Source organism: Weissella tructae (genome assembly GCF_000732905.1).
Classification (GTDB): Bacteria; Bacillota; Bacilli; order Lactobacillales; family Lactobacillaceae; genus Weissella; species Weissella tructae.
In genome coordinates this window covers 678,109-699,840 of record NZ_CP007588.1, presented here as the reverse complement: position 1 = coordinate 699,840, position 21,732 = coordinate 678,109, and the positions used below count along the sequence as shown (strand labels likewise).

The following is a 21,732-nucleotide window of genomic DNA, read 5'->3' as shown; positions in this document are numbered from 1 at the left end:
GTTTTAGATATGTTTTTGATGATGCGATTGGAGACGTCACGCTATGGAAATCAGACAAACGCCACAGGCGCTCCACCGAGCTCGCCGAGCCAGGTGGTTTAAAATTATAGGCGGTATCGTGGCTGTGATAGCTATCGTAGTGACGTTTTTGGTTATGGCGACTCATCCAGTTCGAGAGGGTGAACATCGCCTAACGGAATTGGCCACTGAAAAGTTTAATCTGGTTGAAGTTGACCAGTATTACTCAGTATCACGTAATGATGTCTTTACATCATTAGTGGGAACCAATCAGAAGAAACAAAACATTGGGGTTATTCGAAATAATAGTACTGGTGAATTAATGGAAATTGACATGACGACTGGTTGGTCTGAAAAGCAAGTCCGTGATGATGTACAATCTCGTTTTAAGCCCAAAGAAGTTACAAGCATTGGGATGGGAATCTATGATGACGTCCCTGTATGGTTAGTAACTTTGGTTGAAAAAGATAATAATTTGACGCTATTGACTTACCAATTTTCAGATGGCAAGATCATTCGCGCAATAGAAAACTTATAGGAGTATGACCATGGAAACAATTCGTATTGAAGATGCGCCACAATTTGTTGGAAAAGAAGTTCGCTTAGGAGCTTGGCTACGTAATAAGCGTGGATCAAATAAGATGCAATTCTTGCAACTACGTGATGGAACTGCATTTTTCCAAGGTGTTGTCTCAAAGGAAGTCGTTGGTGAAGATATCTTCGCTAAGATTAAGGCGTTGACACAAGAAACAAGCATGTACTTGGTTGGAACAATCCGCCAAGACGAACGCTCACCATTTGGATATGAAATGGATGTTAAGGACGTTACTGTTGTTGGGGCTTCAGAAGGATACCCAATCACACCAAAGGAACACGGAACTGATTTCTTGATGGATCACCGTCACCTTTACCTACGTCACATTCAACCATTTGCTGTTTTGCGTATCCGTAACACTTTGATCGCTGCAACATATGAATTCTTCAACAAGGAAGGGTTTATCAAGATTGATTCACCTTTGTTGACAAGTTCAGCGCCAGAAGGAACAACAGAATTGTTCTCAACTGACTACTTCGGAAACGATGCTTACTTGTCACAAACTGGACAATTGTACGCTGAAGCAGGAGCGATGGCATTTGGAAAGGTCTTCACATTTGGACCTACATTCCGTGCTGAAAAGTCAAAGACTCGTCGTCATCTAACTGAATTCTGGATGATTGAACCAGAAATGGCTTGGATGGAACAAGCAGAATCACTTGAAGTGCAAGAACGTTACGTTGCCTACATGATTCAATCTGTTCTTGACCGTAACCAATACGAATTGGATCTATTGGGACGTGACAAGGAATTGTTGGCTTCATACACGAAGCTACCATACCCACGTGTCTCATACGACGATGCGATTAAGTTGTTGCAAGAAAACGACTTCGATGTTGACTGGGGTGTAGACTTCGGTTCACCTGAAGAAACATTCTTGGCTAGCCACTTTAACAGCCCTGTCTTTATCACAAACTTCCCTAAGGAAATCAAGGCCTTCTACATGAAGCGCCACCCAGATCGTGATGACGTTGTTATCTCAGCTGACTTGTTGGCACCAGAAGGATATGGTGAAATCATCGGTGGATCAGAACGTGATATCGATTACGATTACCTAGAAGAACGCGTTAAGGAAATGGGATTGGACCTAGAAGATTACGCTTGGTACCTAGACTTACGTCGTTTCGGTGCTGTGCCACATTCAGGATTCGGTTTGGGGCTAGAACGTATGATTACTTGGGTAACTGGAGAAGAACACATTCGTGAAGCTATTCCATTCCCACGTACAATTGCACGTTTGAAGCCATAATTAGCTAAATAAAATGAAACGATACTTTGTGATACATGATGTCACGATGTATCGTTTTTTATTTAATTTCAAACGGATGCAGGGTGAGTGCGCGAAAAAGCTAAATAAGGTAGAATAAAAGTATAGTAAAACAATCATATTTGGGAGGATAGTATATGTTAAATCGAATTGAACAAGCGCCGATGCCATATAAGTGGACATTCATCGTAGCGCCATTCATTATTGCATTGGGAATGTATGGAGGGACAAATCCTGTTCCGTTGAGTTGGTTAGCCTTATTGGCTGCTGGATCAGCAGTGTTAGTGTTGATGTTTGGGAAAGAGACTTTCTTGTCATTCTTTAAGAAGATGAAAAAGGGTAGCTGGAAGCCAATTTTTGTAGCAATTGTTTTGGGATATCTTGTATCTATCGTGGCGTCTGCAGTTGGTCCATTGTTGGGACAAGGCGCATTACAAGAAAATGGGATTATCAATTCATTAGCACAACCAACCTTATGGGGGAACATTGTAACTCTAACGACATTGGGGATTTCGCTAATTGGAGAAGAAGTTATCACTGCATCAATTGCATTCCCAGTGTATTACTTGTTGGTTAAGAAAATTGGTCGCAAGCAAGCGTGGATTTGGGCCGCTTTGATTAGTGCCGCATTATTTGGCATGATGCATTTTAATGCTTATAATGGAAACTGGTATCAAATGCTGATTGTTATTGGAGTAGGACGTTTACCATTTACGTATGCTTGGACAAAGACAGATAGCTTATGGGGTGGAATTATTGCCCACGTTGTCTATGATTTCCTAATCTTTATTCCAGTAATGATGGGTGTTTTGTAAAAAGTAATTGGACAAAGGAGAAACAAAATGAAGTTGATGAACGAAGATTTAGTTGAAGTTAAAATTCAAAAGTCTAAAACTGAAACAGTGGTAACAGCCAATGTTGGGCGTTTAGTTTGGGCCGCTTTCTTAGCATTGATTGCGATGGTTTTGTTTGTAAAGCGTTAAACCATGGAAAATCAAGAAAAGGTAACAGCATTTTTTAACGCACCAATGGTCGGTTTAAGTACGTATGTTGTTGAACATTATCGTGAATTAGGTATGACCAATGATGAGTTTTTATTGATGGTGCACTTATTAACGCAAATGACACGTTTTGATGGTGATGTCCAACTACAGATGGTTGCTAATCAACTTGGTTGGTCTGTAGAAGGTGTTTCTCGTGGGATTGAACAATTACGTGAAAAAGAATATCTAACGGATCATGCAAAGCGAGATGGTAATGGGAAGGTTGCGACACAATTAGACTTTTCACCATTGTATATGAAGATTTTAGCGTTTGATGTGGATGCATTACCAATCATCTCAACGAGTGCCCGTGTGGTCACACAAGGTGAAAATGCATTAGAACAATTAGATAAAGAAAGTAATTTGTCACGTGCGGATATTTTCAATATGGTTGAACAAGAATTTGGTCGTCCTTTAAGTCCTATGGAGATTAATACGATTAAGAATTGGTTTGATATTGATCATTTTAGGGCAGATTTTATCCAAGTTGCCATTCAAGAAGCGGTATTAAATGGCGCATTAAGCCTCCGTTATATTGAAACTATTTTGGCTTCATGGCAAAAGAAGAACTATCATTCGTTGCAAGATGTGTACGCCGAAAAGCAAAAGCATCAACAATTTAAGCAACGCGAAGCAACAGATTTACCAGATATTTCATGGGACGTTGATATCATGAATACTGATTGGACAAAGTATTAATTAGAAATCGGCATAAAGACCAATCATCAAGATGTTCTTGATGATTGGTCTTTTATTTTGGTATATACGTACATTTAAAGCTTGTATTAATCGTGTGAGTATGTCTCTGTGTTGATAAAATTAGAAATTAGGTGTAATTTTTATAAAAAATGTGATAGGCAGATATATATGTGGTATAGTTGTCATGTACAATCTATTTATTAGTATGTGTAAAATATAAAGGGAGATTTAGGGATGACTGAGAAACGACACTTTAAAATGTATAAGCATGGTAAGTTATGGGTAACAGCGGTTGCAGGAATTGCGGCAATAACAATGGGGACGATGTCTGTTAGCGCCGATGAACAAATCCAAGATAATGATTTAAGCAACAAAGTAGCGCTTGTAACTGAAACAACAAATACTGATGTTGAACCGTTAACTGTAGCGGATGAAAAAAGTGCTGATGTCGCAGAAAAACAAGATGATATCAAAGGGAATGCCCTTGAACAAGAAGCTGAAGCAAAAGACGTAACTGAAGTGTTGGAAAACAAGGCAGAGACAAAAGACGTCACTGATGCACCAGTAGATAAGTCCGAGACAACAGAAGTGCCTGATGAAGCAGATGAGAAATCAGAAAAGCAAGACACAACTGATGTGGCAGAAGACAAAACAGAAAAGAAACCAGAAACTGACGTGTCTGAAAATAAGTCAGAAACTAAAAAAGTAACTGATACACAAAAAAAGACATCAGAAACCAAAGCGGAATTAGAACCAGAACAAGAAGTTAAGAATGGTTGGCAAGACGGTAAGTACTTCGAAAATGGTGATTTCGTTACTGGACAAAAGCAAATTGATAAGAAGTGGTATTTGTTTGATGCTAACGGTAATGCGTTGACAGGATTGCAAGTTGTTGGATCATACACACACTATTACCAAAAAGACTTTAGTCAACTTCGCGATGGATATTTGAACTTGGGTCCTAATGAAGTTTATTACTTTAATACTAATGGTGAAGCTATGAAGGGAATTCGTAAATTCACAGACAGTAATGGTAAGTTACAAATTGAAGCGTACAACCATCAAACGTATCAACAAATGCGCAATGCTTACTATGAAATCAAGAGTAAGAATATCACTTACTACTTTAATGAAAATGGACGTGCAACAAAGGGAATCCGTCAATTTACAGATAGTAAGGGTAAGCTACAAGTAGAAGCTTACAATCACCAAACGTTTAATCAAATGCGTAATGCATACTACGATATTAAGAGTAAGAACACAACTTACTACTTTAATAACGATGGACGTGCGATGAAGGGAATTCGTACATTTAAGGATGGAAAGGGTAAGCTACAAGTAGAAGCCTACAACCACCAAACATACAAGCAAATGCGTAACGCCTACTACGATATTAAGAGTAAGAACACAACTTACTACTTTAATAACGATGGACGTGCGATGAAGGGAATTCGTACATTCAAGGATAGTAAGGGTAAGCTACAAGTAGAAGCGTACAACCACCAAACGTATAAGCAAATGCGTAATGCGTACTACGATATTAAGAGTAAGAACACAACTTACTACTTTAATAACAATGGACGTGCGATGAAGGGAATTCGTACATTCAAGGATAGTAAGGGTAAGCTACAAGTAGAAGCGTACAACCACCAAACGTACAAGCAAATGCGTAATGCATACTACGATATTAAGAATAAGAAGACTACTTATTACTTGAACAACTCTGGTCGCGCGATGAAGGGTGCACGTTACTTTGGAAATAATGTTGAATATTATGGAGACAACTATAAGCGTCTAACGAATACTTGGAAGACATTTAACAATACGCGTTACTACTTTGGAAACAATGGTAAGGCAACACAAGCATTGTTAAACTACAAGTACTATTCACAATTAAACCAAGGTGCGCCGCAAGGATGTGAAGGAGCCTCAATGCAAATGGCTTTGTCACACAAGGGACGTTATGTGCCTTCTTTGCAATCTATCTATAAGAAGACTGGTTCTGGATACCATGTTAGTCCTAATAAAGGATTCTATGGAAACCCCTTTGGGAATGGTGGTGCGGTAACTGAAACGATCTTTGCTGGTGCCATGGCCAAGAGCTTTAAAGACATGGGTGCAGCTGATTTGACAGGGGCCAAAAAGGGAGATATCATTCGTGAATTGAACCGTGGAAACGCAATCGTAACATGGGCAGACTACTCATGGCGTTTGACTGGTGCGCACTCATTCCACGTTATGACTATTGTTGGTCATAGTAATGGTAAATTCTTGATTGCGGACCCATATTCATATGGACACCGTACACAATGGGTTGATCAAAACACTTGGGAATACGTAAACACTAATACACAAACATTAGGATACAAGTCACCTAAGTCAATGAACATGGTTATTCGTTAATTGAATATCTCATGTACGTAATGAATCAATAAAATAAAAACACGCCTACTTATCGCAATTGAACGATAGGTAGGCGTGTTTTGTTGTTAGTCCAAAAATTTGCCGCACATAGATGGTTTGAGGAAAGACAATATAATTGATCTAAAATAAAATGACCATTACCGATAAAACATCGATAATGGTCATTTTTAATGCACGTCTTAATAATATTAAGTGCGTTATTAATTTTCTGCAGGTGTAGTTGTTGATTGCTTTTCTGCAGGTTGATTTGCAGGAGCTTCTGAACTTACAGTTTGTGATTCAGGCTTAGATTCTGAGACTGATTCTTCTTTCTTACTTGTTTCAGAAGAAGAAGATTCTTGAACAGATGATGCGCTTGATTCACGCTTAGAAGAACGTCGGTTCTTTGATGTTTGCGTTGAAGATTCAACTGGGGCAACATTTAGACCAGGGTCATTAAATGTACCGCCAACAACTTCGTATTCTTGCTTACCGTACTTCATCACTGAACGAACGGTAGCAGGCATTTCCCATTGACTAGAGTCAGTTTCTTTAAGAACTTCACCAGACATAATGTAGTTCATCAATGCGCTGTACGTACGAAGTGGTAGGTATTGTTCTTCACCACGAGATAGGTAGTGACCAGGAACGTTAGGTTGATCATAACCAACCCAAGTTGAAATGGTTGCTGACTTAGTGAAACCAGTGAACCATGAGTCAGAAGCTGCACCATCAGGAACATCGATATCTGAGTCGTAACCAACCACACCAGTCTTACCAGCTTGTGCGTAAGCAGGTGTAGCAATGATACTTGCATATGAATCAGAAATAACAGATTGCAACATGCTGTTCATCATGAATGATGTTGATGAGGCCATTGCTGATGAACCCTTAGGTTCGAATTCCTTAGTAACACCAGCTTGGTCTTGGATACTTGATACATATGTTGGCTTGAAGAATTGTCCACCATTACTAAAGGCAGAGAAGGCAGCCGCGGTTTGTTCTGATGAAGCATCAAATCCAATAGCGTTACCAGCAACCATGTCTTCAGCCTTCAAGTCAATACCTAGGTTAGATAGGAACTTAGAAGCGTTTTGTGGGCCAACTTCTTCAAATGTTTCGATAGCAGGGATGTTACGTGATTGTGCTAATGCTTGACGCATTGTCATTGGACCGTCGAACTTGTTGTCCCAGTTGTTAACAGGAATATTTGTACCAGGGTATGTGTATTCCTTGTCATCTAAGGCACGGTAAGTTGGCCAGTTTAGATATTCAACGGCAGGACCAAAGTCAATCAAAGGCTTTGCATTAGAACCAGTAGAACGACTCTTTTGCGTAGCACGATTTAGACCGAAGACGTGATCTGACTTACGTCCACCGATTTGGGCCATAACACCACCAGTATTAGGGTCAGTTACAGTCAAACCAACTTGGACATCATCATTTGGCCAAAGCACGTAATCATCACCGTTAGCAACTTGGTAGGCACGTTCTTGAATTTTAGCGTTCAAGTTCGTTTGTACCTTTAGACCGTCACGAGCTGGTTCATAACCTAAGCGTGTCAATTCATTCAAAGTTGAAGTGATGTAGGCATCTGAAACCTTAGCATTTTCGATACTTGCTTCAGTTTCAGGGTGGCTATCAGTCAATCCCTTAGTAACCGGAATCTTTGTGTATTCATCAGCTTGCTTTTCGGAAATTGTTCCGTAAGTAGCCATGGCACGTAGCACATCATTACGACGCTTTGTGGCACCTTCAGGGTTAGTGTATGGATCATAACCAGAAGGGGATTGAGGTAGACCAGCCAAAAGGGCAATTTCTGGTGTGGTTAGCTTTTCAACGTCCTTACCATAGTAGTACTTGGCCGCTGTCTTCATACCGTAAACACCGTTACCCATATACACTTTGTTCATATATAGGGTTAGGATATCGTCCTTACTGTATTCTTTTTCAACCTTAGTTGCTAAGTAGGCTTCTTGTGCTTTACGCTTGATCGTTTGATCAGAAGTAGCAGTAGAGAAGACGGTTAGCTTAACCAATTGTTGCGTTAGTGTTGATCCACCTTGTAGTCCAAGAGATGAACCAACAAGGTTTGCGAAGGTTGCTCCCATGATACGGCGAGGGTCAACACCATGGTGTTGATAGAATCGACGATCTTCAATGGCAACAACAGCATCACGCATTTCCTTAGGCAATTCAGATGTTGTCGCTACTTGACGAGTTTGATTACCCGTTGTGTAGAAGACACGACCTTCGCTGTCTAATAGTTGTGTTTGTGATGTTCCGCGTAGGGCAGAATCTGAAATTTGAGGTGCAGTTGCAGCGTAGTATGTAAACATTGCGCCACCAGCGGCCATACCAATGACCGCTACTGCAGAACCAATCAATAGAGTATTACGTAGAATACGCTTGGGACGACTACCTGTTTGCGTTTTCTTTTGTTTCTTCGCAGAAGATTTTTTAGTACGCTTCATGCGGGATTGTTCATCAGCCATTTTGTTCTCCTTTAGCTAACAATTGATCAATTGCGTCAAGATAGGGGGTGCTGATTTGTAAACCAGGGGTCACGCGGACACCGTGTGTAACAAAGGCATCATACGGAATCGATTTCCGGCCCGTTTCTTGATTATCCCAATACTGAAATAGTAGGGTCGCGGGAATAACAAACGTTTCTTGGCGTGCCGTGAAACGAATGATGAAAACTGCTAACCCTTGTTGGGTTTGAATCTGACGTAAGTGGGCAACTTGATGAGCGTGTACATTTTTTAATGGGAAAGACTGCTTATGGGCAGTTTCTTTCGCATCAAAGTCAATATAACGTCCTAAGTATATGCCGTTATAATCAGTCGTTGAGGCCTGAGTGAAATAGGCTTCTGTAATTTTAGCGGCTGCGCGTTCAGGATAATGTACTTTGACAATCTGCACAGGTGTGGGTTTCTTATGAATCACTGCCCGGCCGATATCTCGGTAATACTGATTCGCAACATTAATGTCTCCTTCAAGAGTCATACCACGATTACTTGCCCGTGATTGTAACGATGCTTTCGCTGGTCGTTGTGGGCCTGTATATGGTTGGCCATTCGGATAATTGAATGTCATATCGTAGCCTCCAAAATTAATAACTAACTAATTATATCAAATAACGCACTTAACTACCTAATTTATGCGTGAAAACATTCGCGATAAAAAAACAAAAAAAGATATAAAGTCCCTTAGATGGGCTTTTATCAGGGTTCCTTTTTTTGTTATGATGAGCAAATAATCACGAAAAAAGAGGCCAAAAAGATGGATCGATTATGGATTACAGGTTTTCGACAACATGAATTAGGTGTTTTTAAAGAAAAAGACCCGAAAGTAGAGGTTATCAAGTTTGCCTTAAAGAAAGTCCTGACTCATGAGTTAGAAAATGGCCTAAATTGGTTGATTGTTGGGGGACAATCAGGAATTGAAACTTGGGCCATTGAAGTGGCGTTAGAATTACAACCAGAATATGATGATTTTCAAATTGCACTGATGACACCATTTACAGATTTTGGTTCTAATTGGAAAGAAGAACGACAAACCAAATTAAGTGATTTGAAAGCACGTGTTAATTTTACGCAGAGTATTTCCCAAAATAAGTACACAGATCCTAACCAATTAAAGCAATATCAAAGGTTCATGTTGGAACATACTGATCAAGCAGTTATTTTTTATGATGACATCGCTGAGAATGCCAGCGTGCGATATGACGTTTGGGCAGCGAAACGTTATCAAGAAAATGTTGATTATCCAGTGAGGTTAATCGACTTTGATCGATTGCAAGATTACGCAAATGAATACCAAGAAAATACTTTTTATTAAGATTAAAATTTCCTGGTATAACCTTTGGTTTTAGCTTGTAATCTGCTAAAATATACCTATGAGTACGGATGAGAAATAAGGAGAGCTTCCGATGGAAAATGTATTGCACACACGTGAAGAAATTTTAAGTAAAGATTTTAAGAAGACCCGTATTGGGACGGGATACGATATGACAGATGTTGACTCATATTTAGATGAAATCATGGCTGACTATCAAGCTTTCCAAAACAACATGGACCAACTTGAAGCACAAAATGCGAGCTTGAAGAGCCAAGTTGCAGAACTAACAAAGCAATTGTCTGTTGCGCAAGCAACTGAACCACAACAAGCAGCACCAACTAAGGTTGCACAACCTGCTGTTGCGGCAAATACAAACATGGACATTTTGAAGCGTCTATCTAATTTGGAACGTCGTGTCTTCGGTGTTTCAGCAGAAGCGACTAAAAATGTAGATCGTACAGCTCCAGTGACAAAAATTGTTGCAGAAGAGCCTACTCAAAGTGTATAATTAGATTCATTGATGTGTTGGTGGGTAATTGCGTGTCGCTTTAAGCGGCATGAGGAAAGTCCATGCTCGCACTGACTGTGATGTCAGTAGTGTTCGTGCTAGCTGAAAAAATAAGGCTAGGCAGCTTGTAAAAGTTGACGGCCAACGAACGACCTAAAGACTTTGTCCATGGTTTAATAGTTGTGAAAGTGCCACAGTGACGAGCCAATCAAGAAATTGATTGGGTGGAACGCGGTAAACCCCTCGAGCGGGCAACCCAAACTTTGGTAGGGGCGCTTGACCTAGCGAATTGAAGTGATGGTCGGGGAGACAGTAATGTCTGAGATAGATGATTACCACTACAAATAATCTGCCACATTATTTGTAGAACAAAACATGGCTTACAGCTGACACATCAGGCAGCCGGCGTCCTTTGTGGCGTCGGTTTTTATTTTTCAAAAAAAGCGATTAAAAATCGATTACAGAGAATAGGAGACATCATGCAAACATTTAAGTTGATGGCGACAATGGGGGCTGGGCTAGAAGCTCTTGTTGCCAAAGAATTAAAGGACATGGGATATGCAACCCAAACAGAAAACGGACGTGTTTTCTTTGAAGGGACTGTTGAAGATATCTACCGTGCTAACCTATGGCTACGTACTGCAGACCGTATCAAGATTGTGGTGACTGAATTTACAGCCCGTACATTTGATGAATTGTTTGTGCAAACAGCTGAATTCCCATGGGAAGACTTGTTGCCATACGACGCTGAATTCCCGGTTAACGGACGTTCAAAGAATTCTAAGTTGCACTCTGTTCCAACGGTTCAAGCGATTACTAAGAAGGCAATTGCATCACGTTTGACTGAAGCGTACCATGCACGTACACACTTGCCTGAAACAGGAAACCGTTTCATCTTGGAAACAGCTATCGACAAGGATCGCGTGATGATTACTCTTGATTCAACTGGAGATTCATTGTTCAAGCGTGGTTACCGTACTGAAAAGGGTGGAGCGCCATTGAAGGAAACAATGGCTTCAGCGCTTGTTATGTTGGCTCGTTGGTTTACAGATAACCCATTTGTTGACCCAACTTGTGGATCAGGAACTATTCCGATTGAAGCCGCAATGATCGGTCGTAACATTGCCCCAGGTTTGAGTCGTGAATTTGAAATCACACAATGGGACTGGTTTGACAAGACAATCGGTAAGAAGTTGAAGACTGATGCCCGTGCAATGATTGACTTTGACGTAGAACTAGATATCGCTGGTTTTGACGTGGATGGTTCAATGATTGAAATTGCTAAGAAAAACGCCGAAGCAGCCGGAGTTGGTGAAGACATCGTCTTCAAGCAATTAGCTGCCAAGGATTGGTCAACAGATAAGATCAATGGTGTCCTTGTAGCGAACCCACCATACGGGGAACGTTTGGGTGATGAAGAAGCTGCCCAACAATTGTACGCTGAAATGGGCCACATTTACCTAGACATGCCTACATGGTCTAAGTACATTTTGACATCAGACGAAGAATTTGAACGCGCCTTTGGTGCAAAGGCAACTAAGAAGCGTAAGTTATACAACGGTGCTTTGAAGGTTGATTTGTACCAATACTGGGGTAAAAAAATCCGTTAATAAATAATGAAAACCGCTATATACCAGCTATAAACGTTGGTATATAGCGGTTTTTATTTTGGGTCAAATGTTGTGAGTTGGTAATTCTCCGTAAAACTGACAGAAATACTGGACCAAACTTTTGGTTTTTAATTTCACGTCATTTATAAATATATATTTGTTATTAATGCAAATAATATGATATGATGCTTCTCATTAAACATGGGAGGTTTTATTGATGAGTAAACAGTTTGTATTGGGAACGCTTGGTATGGTGGTTGCATTTAGTGTAGGTGTGTTAGACGGACAGTGTCAAAATGTCAGTGCCGATAGTGTTGTTAAGCCAGCATCCCTTATTGGTGATGATAACCGTGAAAAAGTTGATAGCATGTCCGATGTTGGTAAATCAATCGGGCATATTCGAAAAGCCAGTGGGAAAGTTGGCACAGGTTTTGTTGTTGGGAATAACACAGTTGTAACAAATGAACATGTTGCAAATGAATTTAAAGATGATTTTGAGAACACAGCTAAGAAATTTGAATTCCGACCAAGTCGTTCAGGGAAATCGATACCATATGTCTTCAAAGTAACAAAAGTTGATTACTCACCAACGGCAGATATTGCAATATTGACAGTTGGACCAGAAGTTAAGACGGGTGTAAGCTTATCTGAAGTAGCGCCGGCACTAAGTTTTAAGCAATTTGATGCATATGATGATCATTTAACTGTGACTGGGTATCCTGGGGATAAGAATGGGGTATTGTGGACCCATTCTTTGCCAACATTGCTCACTAATTTTGATGATATGGAATCCCCGTTTTTGGTTTATAACAATGATACTGTTGGTGGGAATTCAGGGTCGCCAATTCTAAATGACCAAAATGAAGTAGTCGGTGTGCATTCACACGGCACATCAACGTCAAAGAAGCGTATGACAAACATGGGACAACGTTTGAATACCGAAAACTATCAATTTATTAAATCGGTGGTGGACCGTGAAGATGATTTGTTGACGAAATAATAAAAACACCTTGTGATATCTGGACGATTGTCTCAGTATCGCAGGGTGTTTTTACATGGTTTAATGCCAAAGCTGTTCAAGAATACGTTCACGATGTGCGTGGTATTGTTGGTAGGCAATTGGATTCTTCTTGTAATATTGTTGGTGATAATCTTCCGCAACATAGAAAGGTGCGGCTGGTTCAATACTTGTGACGACGGGACGAGATAGTTGATGACTATCATCCAAGGCTTTCTTGCTTTCAGTGGCGAGAATGCGTTGTTCATCCGTTGTGTAGAAAATCGCTGGACGATAACTAGGTCCACGATCGAAGAATTGGCCAAATTCATCAGTGGGGTCAGTTTGTTGCCAGTAGATATCGAGTAACTCTTGGTAACTAATGATATCTGCATCATAGATGATTTCCACGGCTTCGGTATGACCAGTAAGATGCGTACAGACTTCTTCATACGTTGGGTTAACGGTCGTTCCACCAGTATAACCAGTTAAAACTGTTTCAATACCATCTTTTTCTTCAAAGGGTTCGACCATGCACCAAAAACAACCACCTGCAAAAATTGCGCGTTCTAAGTTTCGACCCATTATGAGGCCTCCTTATTTAGATGACGATAGGATAAATTGCTAAATTAAAATTATATTTAATTATAACACTTCCTTTTTAATAGGAAAGGGAAGTGGCTGAAAGTAAGAAAAAGACGATATTATCCACATGCATAATATCGTCTTTTTCAGTTATGTCTTACGCCCATAACACGTAACCGTGTTCAGAAATAATCAATTTTTAGCCAACTTTTTGGTAACGGTTTGGATCAGAAAGGATAGATTCTGCGGCTGCACGTTCCAATGTGTTTTGGTCTTCTTGAATCCAACCTGGAATTAAGAATAGGTCAACGAACATCCAAACACCCGTTACGATGGCTCCCATACCTAGTGTCAAAACAGTAATTAGCAACATTGCTAATCCTGAACCTGTCTTACCCATGTAGAAACGGTGAATACCCAGTGTTCCGAAGAAAACAGCTAGAATGTACGCAACAACGATATTCTTACCATTTCGTTCAACTTCTGAGTTGACCAAAATACGTTCGTCATTCGTTAATTGATTTAGTAAACCAGCATTATTCATCATATAAAACTCCTACTCAGCTTTTAGCGTGATTCTGAGTGCACGTGTGTCCAGTTAATGATCATGTTGTAGCATAATCTTAAAGGGTTAAAAGTATGATACTACAGGCTGTAGAGATAATAAATATAATTAGCGTACCTTTATTCATTTTCAAAGAAGAATTACCCATGTGTTACTGCATAGGCCTTTTATGTCTGATTCGCTATGTATGTGGCTCTGAGGATGCAGAGTCACTAAAAATTAATGCATGATAGCTGTTAAAAAGGCAAAGCCACCAAAAAAGATTCCAGGGATATTCGCAAAAATGATGGCCTTGTCTTTAGTGTGACCATCTAAGCCGAACCAACCGTGAATGGTCCAAAAAATACAATTAATCATCGCAACTAGAGGCTGAATTGGGTCACCATGATTTCCAGCCAAATTACTCATAATTTGTGGAATATAGGAAACATACATCAATACAGACATCACACTCGCGATACTGGCAATCAATCGTAATACTTGTGTTCTACTCATCTTGTATATCCTCCGCTAGCTTTTAACGTGATTCCTTTCTGCACGTGAAACCAAGCGACTATGTATTGAGTGAGCGTTAATGAACCAATCTAATGTTAGATTTCCCGCCTAGAGGAAAGGAGGCTATATAGACTATTTTATCAATCTTCAAACTTTTTGTTTGATATTTTTATCGCGGCATTTGAAAAAGAAGCGTTAAATATGTGTGAAGATTATTCAGTACGCTAAACGAGACAATCAATAAAATAACCAGATAATATCTGACCATTTTATTGAGTGAACGGAAGAAGTTAGTTGGTTGATTATGCTATAATTTACAGTACTGAATTGTGTAAGAAGTGCAGTTATTGCGTAAACCATTTGGGGTAATGACCTAAATGGTTTTTGTTCGGCACCCAACTAAGACAATCAAAATTAACGATTTATGTATCACACGAAGTACGAACGGAATAATGTGTATGCATATCAAGGAGGGTAATATGACGGCGTTATTAGACGGAATGAACGAGCGACAAGCAGAGGCGGTTAGTACCACTGAAGGGCCATTGATGATTATGGCGGGAGCCGGATCAGGTAAGACACGTGTTTTGACACATCGTGTGGCACATTTGATTCAAGATTTAGACGTTATGCCATGGCGTATTCTAGCGATTACGTTTACGAATAAAGCAGCCCGTGAAATGAAAGAGCGTATTGGGACACTTGTCTCACAAAATGATGCGGATGCTGTTTGGGTATCAACATTTCACGCGTTAGCCGTACGAATTTTACGTCGTGATATTGACCGCTTAGGGTATAAGCGTGACTTTACCATTGTGGATGCAAGTGCGCAAAAGAGTTTGGTTAAGCGTATTTTGAAGGACATGAACGTCGATACAGATAAGTATGATCCACGTAGTGTGCAAGGGGCCATTTCTAATGCGAAGAATGCACTATTAACACCCAAGTTGTACGCTGAACAAGCATCAGGACCATTTGAAGACATCGTCGCAAAGGTCTACAAGGAATACCAACACCAATTGAGTTTGGCGCAATCAGTCGACTTTGATGACTTGATTATGTTGACGATTGACTTGTTAGAAAAAGAACCTGAAGTTTTGAACTTTTACCAAGAAAAATTCTTGTACGTTCACGTCGACGAATACCAGGACACCAACGATGCCCAATACCGTTTGGTAACATTGTTGTCAGGATTACACCGTAATTTGGCCGTAGTTGGTGATTCAGACCAGTCAATCTATGGTTGGCGTGGTGCTAACATGCAAATCATGTTGGACTTTACGAAAGACTATCCGGATGCTAAGACCGTTATGCTTGAACAAAATTACCGTTCAACGCAAACAATCTTGGACGCAGCCAATGGCGTGATTGAAAACAATGATGCGCGTATTGCTAAAAACCTATGGACTGATAACGGGGCAGGAGAAAAGATTACCTATTACCGTGCCCAAAGTGATCGTGATGAAGCGATGTATGTCATCAGCCAAATTAAAAAGGGTATTGAAGATAGTGATCGTAACTACAAAGACTTCGCAATCTTGTACCGTACAAACGCACAATCACGTGGAATGGAAGAAGCGTTAGTGAAAGCTAACATGCCATACACGATTGTGGGTGGTTCAAAGTTTTACGACCGTAAAGAAATCCGTGATGTTTTGGCATACTTCTCATTGGTAACCAATCCAGCGGACAATGAAAGCTTCTTGCGTGTTGTAAATGAACCTAAGCGTGGAATTGGACTAACAAGTCTAGAAAAGTTCCGTGCTTTTGCGGCACAAAATAACTGGACATTGTTGGAAACTGCAATTAACGCGAGTCTTGTACCAGGTCTAACTGCACGTGCGGCAAACCAATTGATGGCATTTGCGAATATGATTAATAATCTACGTGCCACAATGACTGACGACTTGAGTATTTCTGACTTAACAAAAGCCATTTTGGATAAGTCAGACTACGAAAAGACATTAAAGGCGAACCCAACACCAGAAAACCAAGGACGTTTGGAAAACTTAGCCGAATTCCTATCTGTAACTGCACAATTTGATCAAAATTATCAACCAAGCGAAGACAGTGTATCTAAGTATGTTGATTTCTTAGGTGAATTAGCGTTGGTCTCAGATTTGGATAGTGTGGATGAACATTCAAATGATCAAGTAACTTTGATGACACTTCACGCGGCGAAGGGGCTAGAATTTCCAGTTGTGTTCTTAGTTGGAATGGAAGAAACGCTATTCCCACTGGGAAGTGCCAATAACGAAGAAAAGTTAATGGAAGAAGAACGTCGTTTAGCGTACGTGGGAATTACACGTGCTAAGGACAAGCTGTACATGACAAATGCCTTTTCACGTTTGTTGTATGGTAAGACATTAACGAATCCACAATCACGTTTCATCAATGAAATTGATGGTAATCTAATTATGTCACCAGAGCCTATTAGTATGGGATTCTCTGGTCGTAGTGGCGGAAACAATGACGATTATCCCTTTGCGCGTCGTACACAAACAGCAACCGGGACAACATTCTCTGGTCGTTCACGTGTGGCCCAAAACCAAGCCGCTCGCGCCGCCGCACCAACAATTAGCGGAAAGAACACTGAAGTCGTTGCGAAAACATGGCGTGATGGTGACCAAGTTTCTCACAAGAAGTGGGGAATTGGGCGTGTTGTTAAGATTTCAGGTGAAGGTGACAACACTGAATTAGACATCGTCTTTCCAAATGATGGAATCAAGCGTTTGTTGGCATCATTTGCACCAATTACTAAGGTAGAAGACTAAAATTTTGAGGTTTAATGACTATGACTAATGAAAATGAACAATCATTTACTTTAGAATCAGATGCGCAAACCCGCATTCTAGAGCTAGAAAGTACACTTAAGCAGTGGGCACAAGAATATTACGAAAATGACGCACCAAGTGTGTCTGATGCGGAATATGATCGTGCATATGCAGAGCTAGTAGGCCTAAATGACACCTATCCAGAGTTGATTGCGGCAGATTCAATCTTGCGTCAAGTAGGTGGTGCGACGGTCAAAAGTGATTTGGCTAAGGTGCCACATGAAATTCCAATGTTGTCATTGGGTGACGTCTTTAGCGTGACCGAATTAACCGAATGGATGGCAACGACCCAAAAGCACTTTAACAATTCATTGGCGTATAATGCTGAATTAAAAATTGATGGTTTAGCAATTAGCTTGATGTATGTGGATGGAAAGTTAACACAAGCATCAACACGTGGAAATGGGTTGATTGGTGAAGATGTGACGCAGAATGTCCAACAAATTGCGGACATTCCGGCAGAACTAAATGAACCGGTCACAATTGAAGTGCGTGGAGAAGTCTATATGCCAAAAGAAGCCTTTGCGACTTTGAATGCACAACGCGAAAACGAGGGATTAGCAACCTTTGCGAACCCACGTAATGCGGCGGCTGGATCATTACGTCAGCTAGATGCGAAAGTAACGAAAGAACGTGGCTTGGCTGCGTTCTTGTATCAATTGGTTGAACCACAAACAACACTTGGCCTACAAACACAAACAGACGTCATTGCGCGTTTGCATGAATTAGGATTGCCAGTAAACACCTTGAGCCAACGTGTCACAGCGGACACAGATGAGCTAGAGATGTATATTGAACAACATACGTCAGATCGTGATGGTTTGCCATATGGGATTGATGGAATTGTGATTAAGGTTGATGACTTACATCAGCAAGAAGAGCTAGGTAGTACGGTTAAAGTCCCTCGTTGGGCGATTGCCTATAAGTTCCCACCTGAAGAAGCTGAAACGGTTGTTGAAACGATTGAATGGACTGTGGGCCGCACTGGCGTTGTTACACCGACAGCGGTGATGACACCAGTCCAATTAGCTGGAACAACTGTGGCGCGTGCATCATTGCATAATCCAACTTATCTAGCAGATAAAGACATTCGCTTAGGCGACACGGTCTACTTACACAAAGCAGGGGATATCATTCCTGAAATTCGTGCCGTTAACTTTACTAAGCGTGCTGACGATAGTGAACCATATGTCGTACCAACACATTGTCCAGAGTGTCATGAAGAATTAGTGCACGTGGACGGTGAAGTTGCCTTACGTTGTATCAATCCACAATGTCCGGCACAAATGCAAGAACGTCTAGCACACTTTGCTTCACGTTTGGCAATGAACATTGATGGATTAGGCCCAAAGATTATTGCGCAATTAGTTGCCAATGAATTGGTCCACGATGTGGCTGACTTATACCGTTTGTCATTAGACCAACTAGTGACATTGGAAAAGTTTGGTGAGACATCAGCGAATAACTTATTAGAAGCATTGGCTGTATCTAAAACAAATTCAGCTGAAAAATTGTTATTTGGGTTAGGTATTCGTAATGTTGGGGCTAAAGTCGCAAAGATTTTGCTACAGAAATTTGAGACAATTCCTAATCTAATGACCGCGAGTGCCGCAGAAATTGCGGAAATTCCAGGTATTGGTCTGGTGATTGGTGACAGTATTGAACAATACTTTGCAGCAACGCATGCCCAAGAATTAATTGCAGCATTAGATGAATTAGGGTTAAACCTTGCATATGATGCCGCAATTGTGATCAACAACGACACGCCATTATCAGGTAAAAAGGTTGTCTTGACTGGAAAGTTGACTGAGATGACACGTACAGAAGCAAGTGATTGGCTAGAAAGCCAAGGTGCAACTGTGGCTGGGTCAGTTTCTAAGAAGACCGACTTACTGGTTGCTGGTGCTGATGCTGGTTCAAAGCTAGCCAAAGCGCAGGACCTTGGCATTGAAATCTGGTCAGAACAAGAGCTTAAGGCCCAAATGAATTTACCTAAATACGGCATTATGGTAAAAGACATTGCAAAGATTGCGATGTCTTTTTCTATGGCATGTCGTAGGGGATGATTTTTAAAGTATTCTCAAGGGTTCTTGTTGTATCGTAGTTAACAAGTGCTGTATAATTAGATTTCAAATAGTGTTATAAAAGAGTGGTACGTCGTAGTGATTACGGCTTACTGATAAAAGGAGAAAAGACATGCCGGTCAATGGAAAATGGTTAAAATGGATGTTATTTGGTGGTGTAATCATTGTCCTGATGGGAGTACTGGTTTTCTTTAGTAATTATTTCTCACAAAATGCAGGGAATAGAACTGAAACGCCTAAAACAGCCAAAAAGGAATCTAAAAACGTTGAAGTAACTGCTAAGGGTGAAGGTGCCTACAAGACAGTTATTAAGAACGGACGCTATGTCACAAGTAAGTCACGTGGTATCACAGCAGCGCAAAATGCCAACCAAATGAACATGGTTAGCTTCCAATCTGGTTTGTTGAACTTCTCAAAGGATCAATTTAGTACATCAAAATATGTCTTCCAAGAAGGGCAATACTTAGACGCTGCAACAGCGGAAAAGTGGTTGAACCGTGAATCAAAGGATAATCCTGAAGGACTAAATCCTAAGGATAATGGGAAGACTGATGATAAGCGTGTGCCTAACTACCTACAAACAATCGAAGAACAAAACTTCATGACGCAAAAAGGAAACGACTTGCAACTAGATGGTATTGTGATTGGGTTGGCCATGAATACACAAGATGTGTATGAAAAGGAAAAGTATGGTGCGAAATTCACGCAAGATATCAGCGATGCTGACCGTAAGCGTGAAGGGGAACGTATTGCCAAAGAAGTAGTTGCGCGTTACCGTAAGCTTGAAGGTGTTAACAAGGATACAAAGATTGTTGTTGTGCTATATGCGCAAAACAAGAATGATGCCTTATCAGGTGGTAACTTCTACAGCTGGACACAATCATCAACTGGTGATTCAGTCAGCGAGTTTAAGAATCTTGATAACAAAACAGTTGTGTTGCCAATGCAACCGGCCTTATCAAGTAGTGAAGAAACACCATTGGGAACTGAATTGAATGAGAGTTTCAAGAACTTCACCGATTTGATTGAAAAGTTCTTCCCTAATCTATCAACTGTAACGGGACAAGCCCAATACACAGATGGTAATTTACAAGGATTGAACGTCAACATTACAACGCAATTCTATTCAGCAACTGAAATTGAAAACTTTGCTAACTACATTGCACAAAACGCACCAAGCTACTTACCAAAGGGAGTGCCCGTACAAATCCGTATGAACGCTGCCACAGGTATGCAAGCATATATCATGAAGGATGCGGACAGTGACAAGTACACAGTTAACATTCTAGGATCATATTAATTTAGAAACACGCTACTAATTATGGTAGTGTGTTTTTTGTTATAACAAAGGAATTCTATTCAGAAAATAGCCATCAAATAGTGCCAATGTGATTAAACGTATCATTTATTTACGAGATGTATACAGTCATATATACTATGCGAACATAGTGGTTGAAACGCCTGTATACCGCGGTTTAGAAATCTTATGTTATAATGAAAATGTCGAATAATTAGGGCGACTAGAAAAGGGGAACATGAAAACATGGGAATGCATCAATATTTGTCAGGGTTAAATGAACTAGAAATGATTTCGCGCGCACCTGGATATTTTAAGTACCAACCACATTCAGTGGCTGCGCATTCTTGGAAAGTGACACAAGCAGCACAATTCTTGAGTGACTTAGAAGAATTAAATGGAAATGAAGTGAATTGGCGTATGGTTTATGAAAAAGCGCTAAATCATGACATTTCCGAACGTTTTATTGGTGACATCCGTACACCAGTGAAATATGCATCCCCAGTTTTACGTGACATGTTAGCAGATGTTGAGGAAAATCTGTCTGACAATTTCGTGGAAGCTGAAATTCCAGTCGAATTACAAGCGATTTATAAGCGTCGTTTGCATGAAGGAAAAGATGAGACCCTCGAAGGTCGCATTTTGTCAGTCGCCGACAAGATTGACTTGTTGTATGAAGCATACGAAGAATTACAAAAGGGAAATCCAGAACGTGTGTTCATGGAAATCTATCGTGAAAGCCTAAAGACGATTCACGAATACCGTGATATGCCAAGTGTGGCGTACTTTATTCGTGAAGTCTTACCAGAATTGTTGAACGAACAATTCCCAGGTTCAGATCGCTTAAAGCAAATTTATATTGATATCTACATGCCAACTAATTAATGGC

Annotated in this window: 19 protein-coding genes and 1 other RNA gene; 15 read left to right on the top strand and 5 right to left on the bottom strand. The window is 40.4% G+C overall.

Annotated features, from left to right (window positions below; translation table 11 throughout):
- Positions 1-124 precede the first annotated feature (124 nt).
- The 6 genes from WS08_RS03385 (at position 125) to WS08_RS03365 (ending at position 6,025) form a co-directional block, all read left to right on the top strand.
- On the top strand, positions 125-556 hold the full coding sequence (locus tag WS08_RS03385) for a hypothetical protein (RefSeq protein WP_144427312.1): 432 nt from the start codon (positions 125-127) through the stop codon (positions 554-556).
- A 10-nt stretch (positions 557-566) separates the two neighbouring features.
- A complete protein-coding gene (gene asnS, locus WS08_RS03380; protein ID WP_009765288.1) occupies positions 567-1,862 on the top strand; it encodes an asparagine--tRNA ligase in 1,296 nt (431 codons plus the stop codon).
- A 155-nt stretch (positions 1,863-2,017) separates the two neighbouring features.
- A complete protein-coding gene (locus WS08_RS03375; RefSeq protein WP_009765289.1) occupies positions 2,018-2,695 on the top strand; it encodes a CPBP family intramembrane glutamic endopeptidase in 678 nt (225 codons plus the stop codon).
- Between the two features lie 27 nt (positions 2,696-2,722).
- Positions 2,723-2,863, top strand: a complete 141-nt coding sequence (locus WS08_RS06910) for a hypothetical protein (RefSeq protein WP_157788572.1) — start codon at positions 2,723-2,725, stop codon at positions 2,861-2,863.
- A gap of 3 nt (positions 2,864-2,866) precedes the next feature.
- Positions 2,867-3,622, top strand: a complete 756-nt coding sequence (locus WS08_RS03370; RefSeq protein WP_009765290.1) for a DnaD domain-containing protein — start codon at positions 2,867-2,869, stop codon at positions 3,620-3,622.
- Positions 3,623-3,856: 234 nt separating this feature from the next.
- Positions 3,857-6,025, top strand: coding sequence for a C39 family peptidase (locus WS08_RS03365; protein WP_009765291.1), 2,169 nt, complete (start codon positions 3,857-3,859; stop codon positions 6,023-6,025).
- A gap of 221 nt (positions 6,026-6,246) precedes the next feature.
- Here WS08_RS03365 and WS08_RS03360 read toward each other — a convergent pair whose 3' ends face one another.
- Together WS08_RS03360 and recU are read right to left on the bottom strand one after the other, a co-directional pair.
- Positions 6,247-8,520, bottom strand: coding sequence for a transglycosylase domain-containing protein (locus tag WS08_RS03360; protein ID WP_009765292.1), 2,274 nt, complete (start codon positions 8,518-8,520; stop codon positions 6,247-6,249).
- Positions 8,513-9,124, bottom strand: a complete 612-nt coding sequence (recU, locus tag WS08_RS03355) for a Holliday junction resolvase RecU (RefSeq protein WP_009765293.1) — start codon at positions 9,122-9,124, stop codon at positions 8,513-8,515. The genes WS08_RS03360 and recU overlap by 8 nt, the downstream gene beginning before the upstream one ends.
- 186 nt (positions 9,125-9,310) lie before the next feature.
- On the opposite strand from recU, the gene WS08_RS03350 reads away from it, so the two are divergent.
- The 5 genes from WS08_RS03350 to WS08_RS03335 all read left to right on the top strand — a co-directional run bounded on the left by WS08_RS03350 (position 9,311) and on the right by WS08_RS03335 (position 12,986).
- Positions 9,311-9,868, top strand: coding sequence for an SLOG family protein (locus WS08_RS03350; protein ID WP_009765294.1), 558 nt, complete (start codon positions 9,311-9,313; stop codon positions 9,866-9,868).
- A 91-nt stretch (positions 9,869-9,959) separates the two neighbouring features.
- Positions 9,960-10,376: a cell division regulator GpsB gene (gpsB, locus tag WS08_RS03345; RefSeq protein ID WP_009765295.1), complete on the top strand. Its 417-nt coding sequence runs from the start codon at positions 9,960-9,962 to the stop codon at positions 10,374-10,376.
- A 16-nt stretch (positions 10,377-10,392) separates the two neighbouring features.
- Positions 10,393-10,764, top strand: an RNA gene (gene rnpB / locus WS08_RS06840) — RNase P RNA component class B.
- 91 nt (positions 10,765-10,855) lie between these two features.
- The gene (locus tag WS08_RS03340; protein WP_009765296.1) at positions 10,856-11,986 is read left to right on the top strand and encodes a THUMP domain-containing class I SAM-dependent RNA methyltransferase; all 1,131 of its coding nucleotides are present in this window, start codon (positions 10,856-10,858) and stop codon (positions 11,984-11,986) included.
- Between the two features lie 217 nt (positions 11,987-12,203).
- On the top strand, positions 12,204-12,986 hold the full coding sequence (locus WS08_RS03335; protein WP_009765297.1) for a trypsin-like serine peptidase: 783 nt from the start codon (positions 12,204-12,206) through the stop codon (positions 12,984-12,986).
- A 60-nt stretch (positions 12,987-13,046) separates the two neighbouring features.
- Here WS08_RS03335 and msrA read toward each other — a convergent pair whose 3' ends face one another.
- The 3 genes from msrA to WS08_RS03320 all read right to left on the bottom strand — a co-directional run bounded on the left by msrA (position 13,047) and on the right by WS08_RS03320 (position 14,628).
- Positions 13,047-13,568, bottom strand: coding sequence for a peptide-methionine (S)-S-oxide reductase MsrA (gene msrA, locus WS08_RS03330; RefSeq protein WP_009765298.1), 522 nt, complete (start codon positions 13,566-13,568; stop codon positions 13,047-13,049).
- Between the two features lie 199 nt (positions 13,569-13,767).
- A complete protein-coding gene (locus tag WS08_RS03325) occupies positions 13,768-14,115 on the bottom strand; it encodes a TM2 domain-containing protein (protein WP_241761922.1) in 348 nt (115 codons plus the stop codon).
- Between the two features lie 237 nt (positions 14,116-14,352).
- Positions 14,353-14,628 carry a hypothetical protein gene (locus WS08_RS03320; RefSeq protein ID WP_009765300.1) on the bottom strand — a complete coding sequence of 92 codons (276 nt, stop codon included), beginning with the start codon at positions 14,626-14,628 and terminating at the stop codon, positions 14,353-14,355.
- Between the two features lie 479 nt (positions 14,629-15,107).
- On the opposite strand from WS08_RS03320, the gene pcrA reads away from it, so the two are divergent.
- From pcrA to WS08_RS03300, 4 genes are all read left to right on the top strand, one after another.
- A complete protein-coding gene (gene pcrA, locus WS08_RS03315) occupies positions 15,108-17,402 on the top strand; it encodes a DNA helicase PcrA (RefSeq protein ID WP_009765301.1) in 2,295 nt (764 codons plus the stop codon).
- A gap of 20 nt (positions 17,403-17,422) precedes the next feature.
- Positions 17,423-19,528: an NAD-dependent DNA ligase LigA gene (gene ligA / locus WS08_RS03310; RefSeq protein ID WP_144427311.1), complete on the top strand. Its 2,106-nt coding sequence runs from the start codon at positions 17,423-17,425 to the stop codon at positions 19,526-19,528.
- Positions 19,529-19,658: 130 nt separating this feature from the next.
- A complete protein-coding gene (locus WS08_RS03305; RefSeq protein WP_038566654.1) occupies positions 19,659-20,846 on the top strand; it encodes a CamS family sex pheromone protein in 1,188 nt (395 codons plus the stop codon).
- Between the two features lie 243 nt (positions 20,847-21,089).
- Positions 21,090-21,728, top strand: coding sequence for a YfbR-like 5'-deoxynucleotidase (locus WS08_RS03300; protein WP_009765304.1), 639 nt, complete (start codon positions 21,090-21,092; stop codon positions 21,726-21,728).
- Positions 21,729-21,732: the final 4 nt, after the last annotated feature.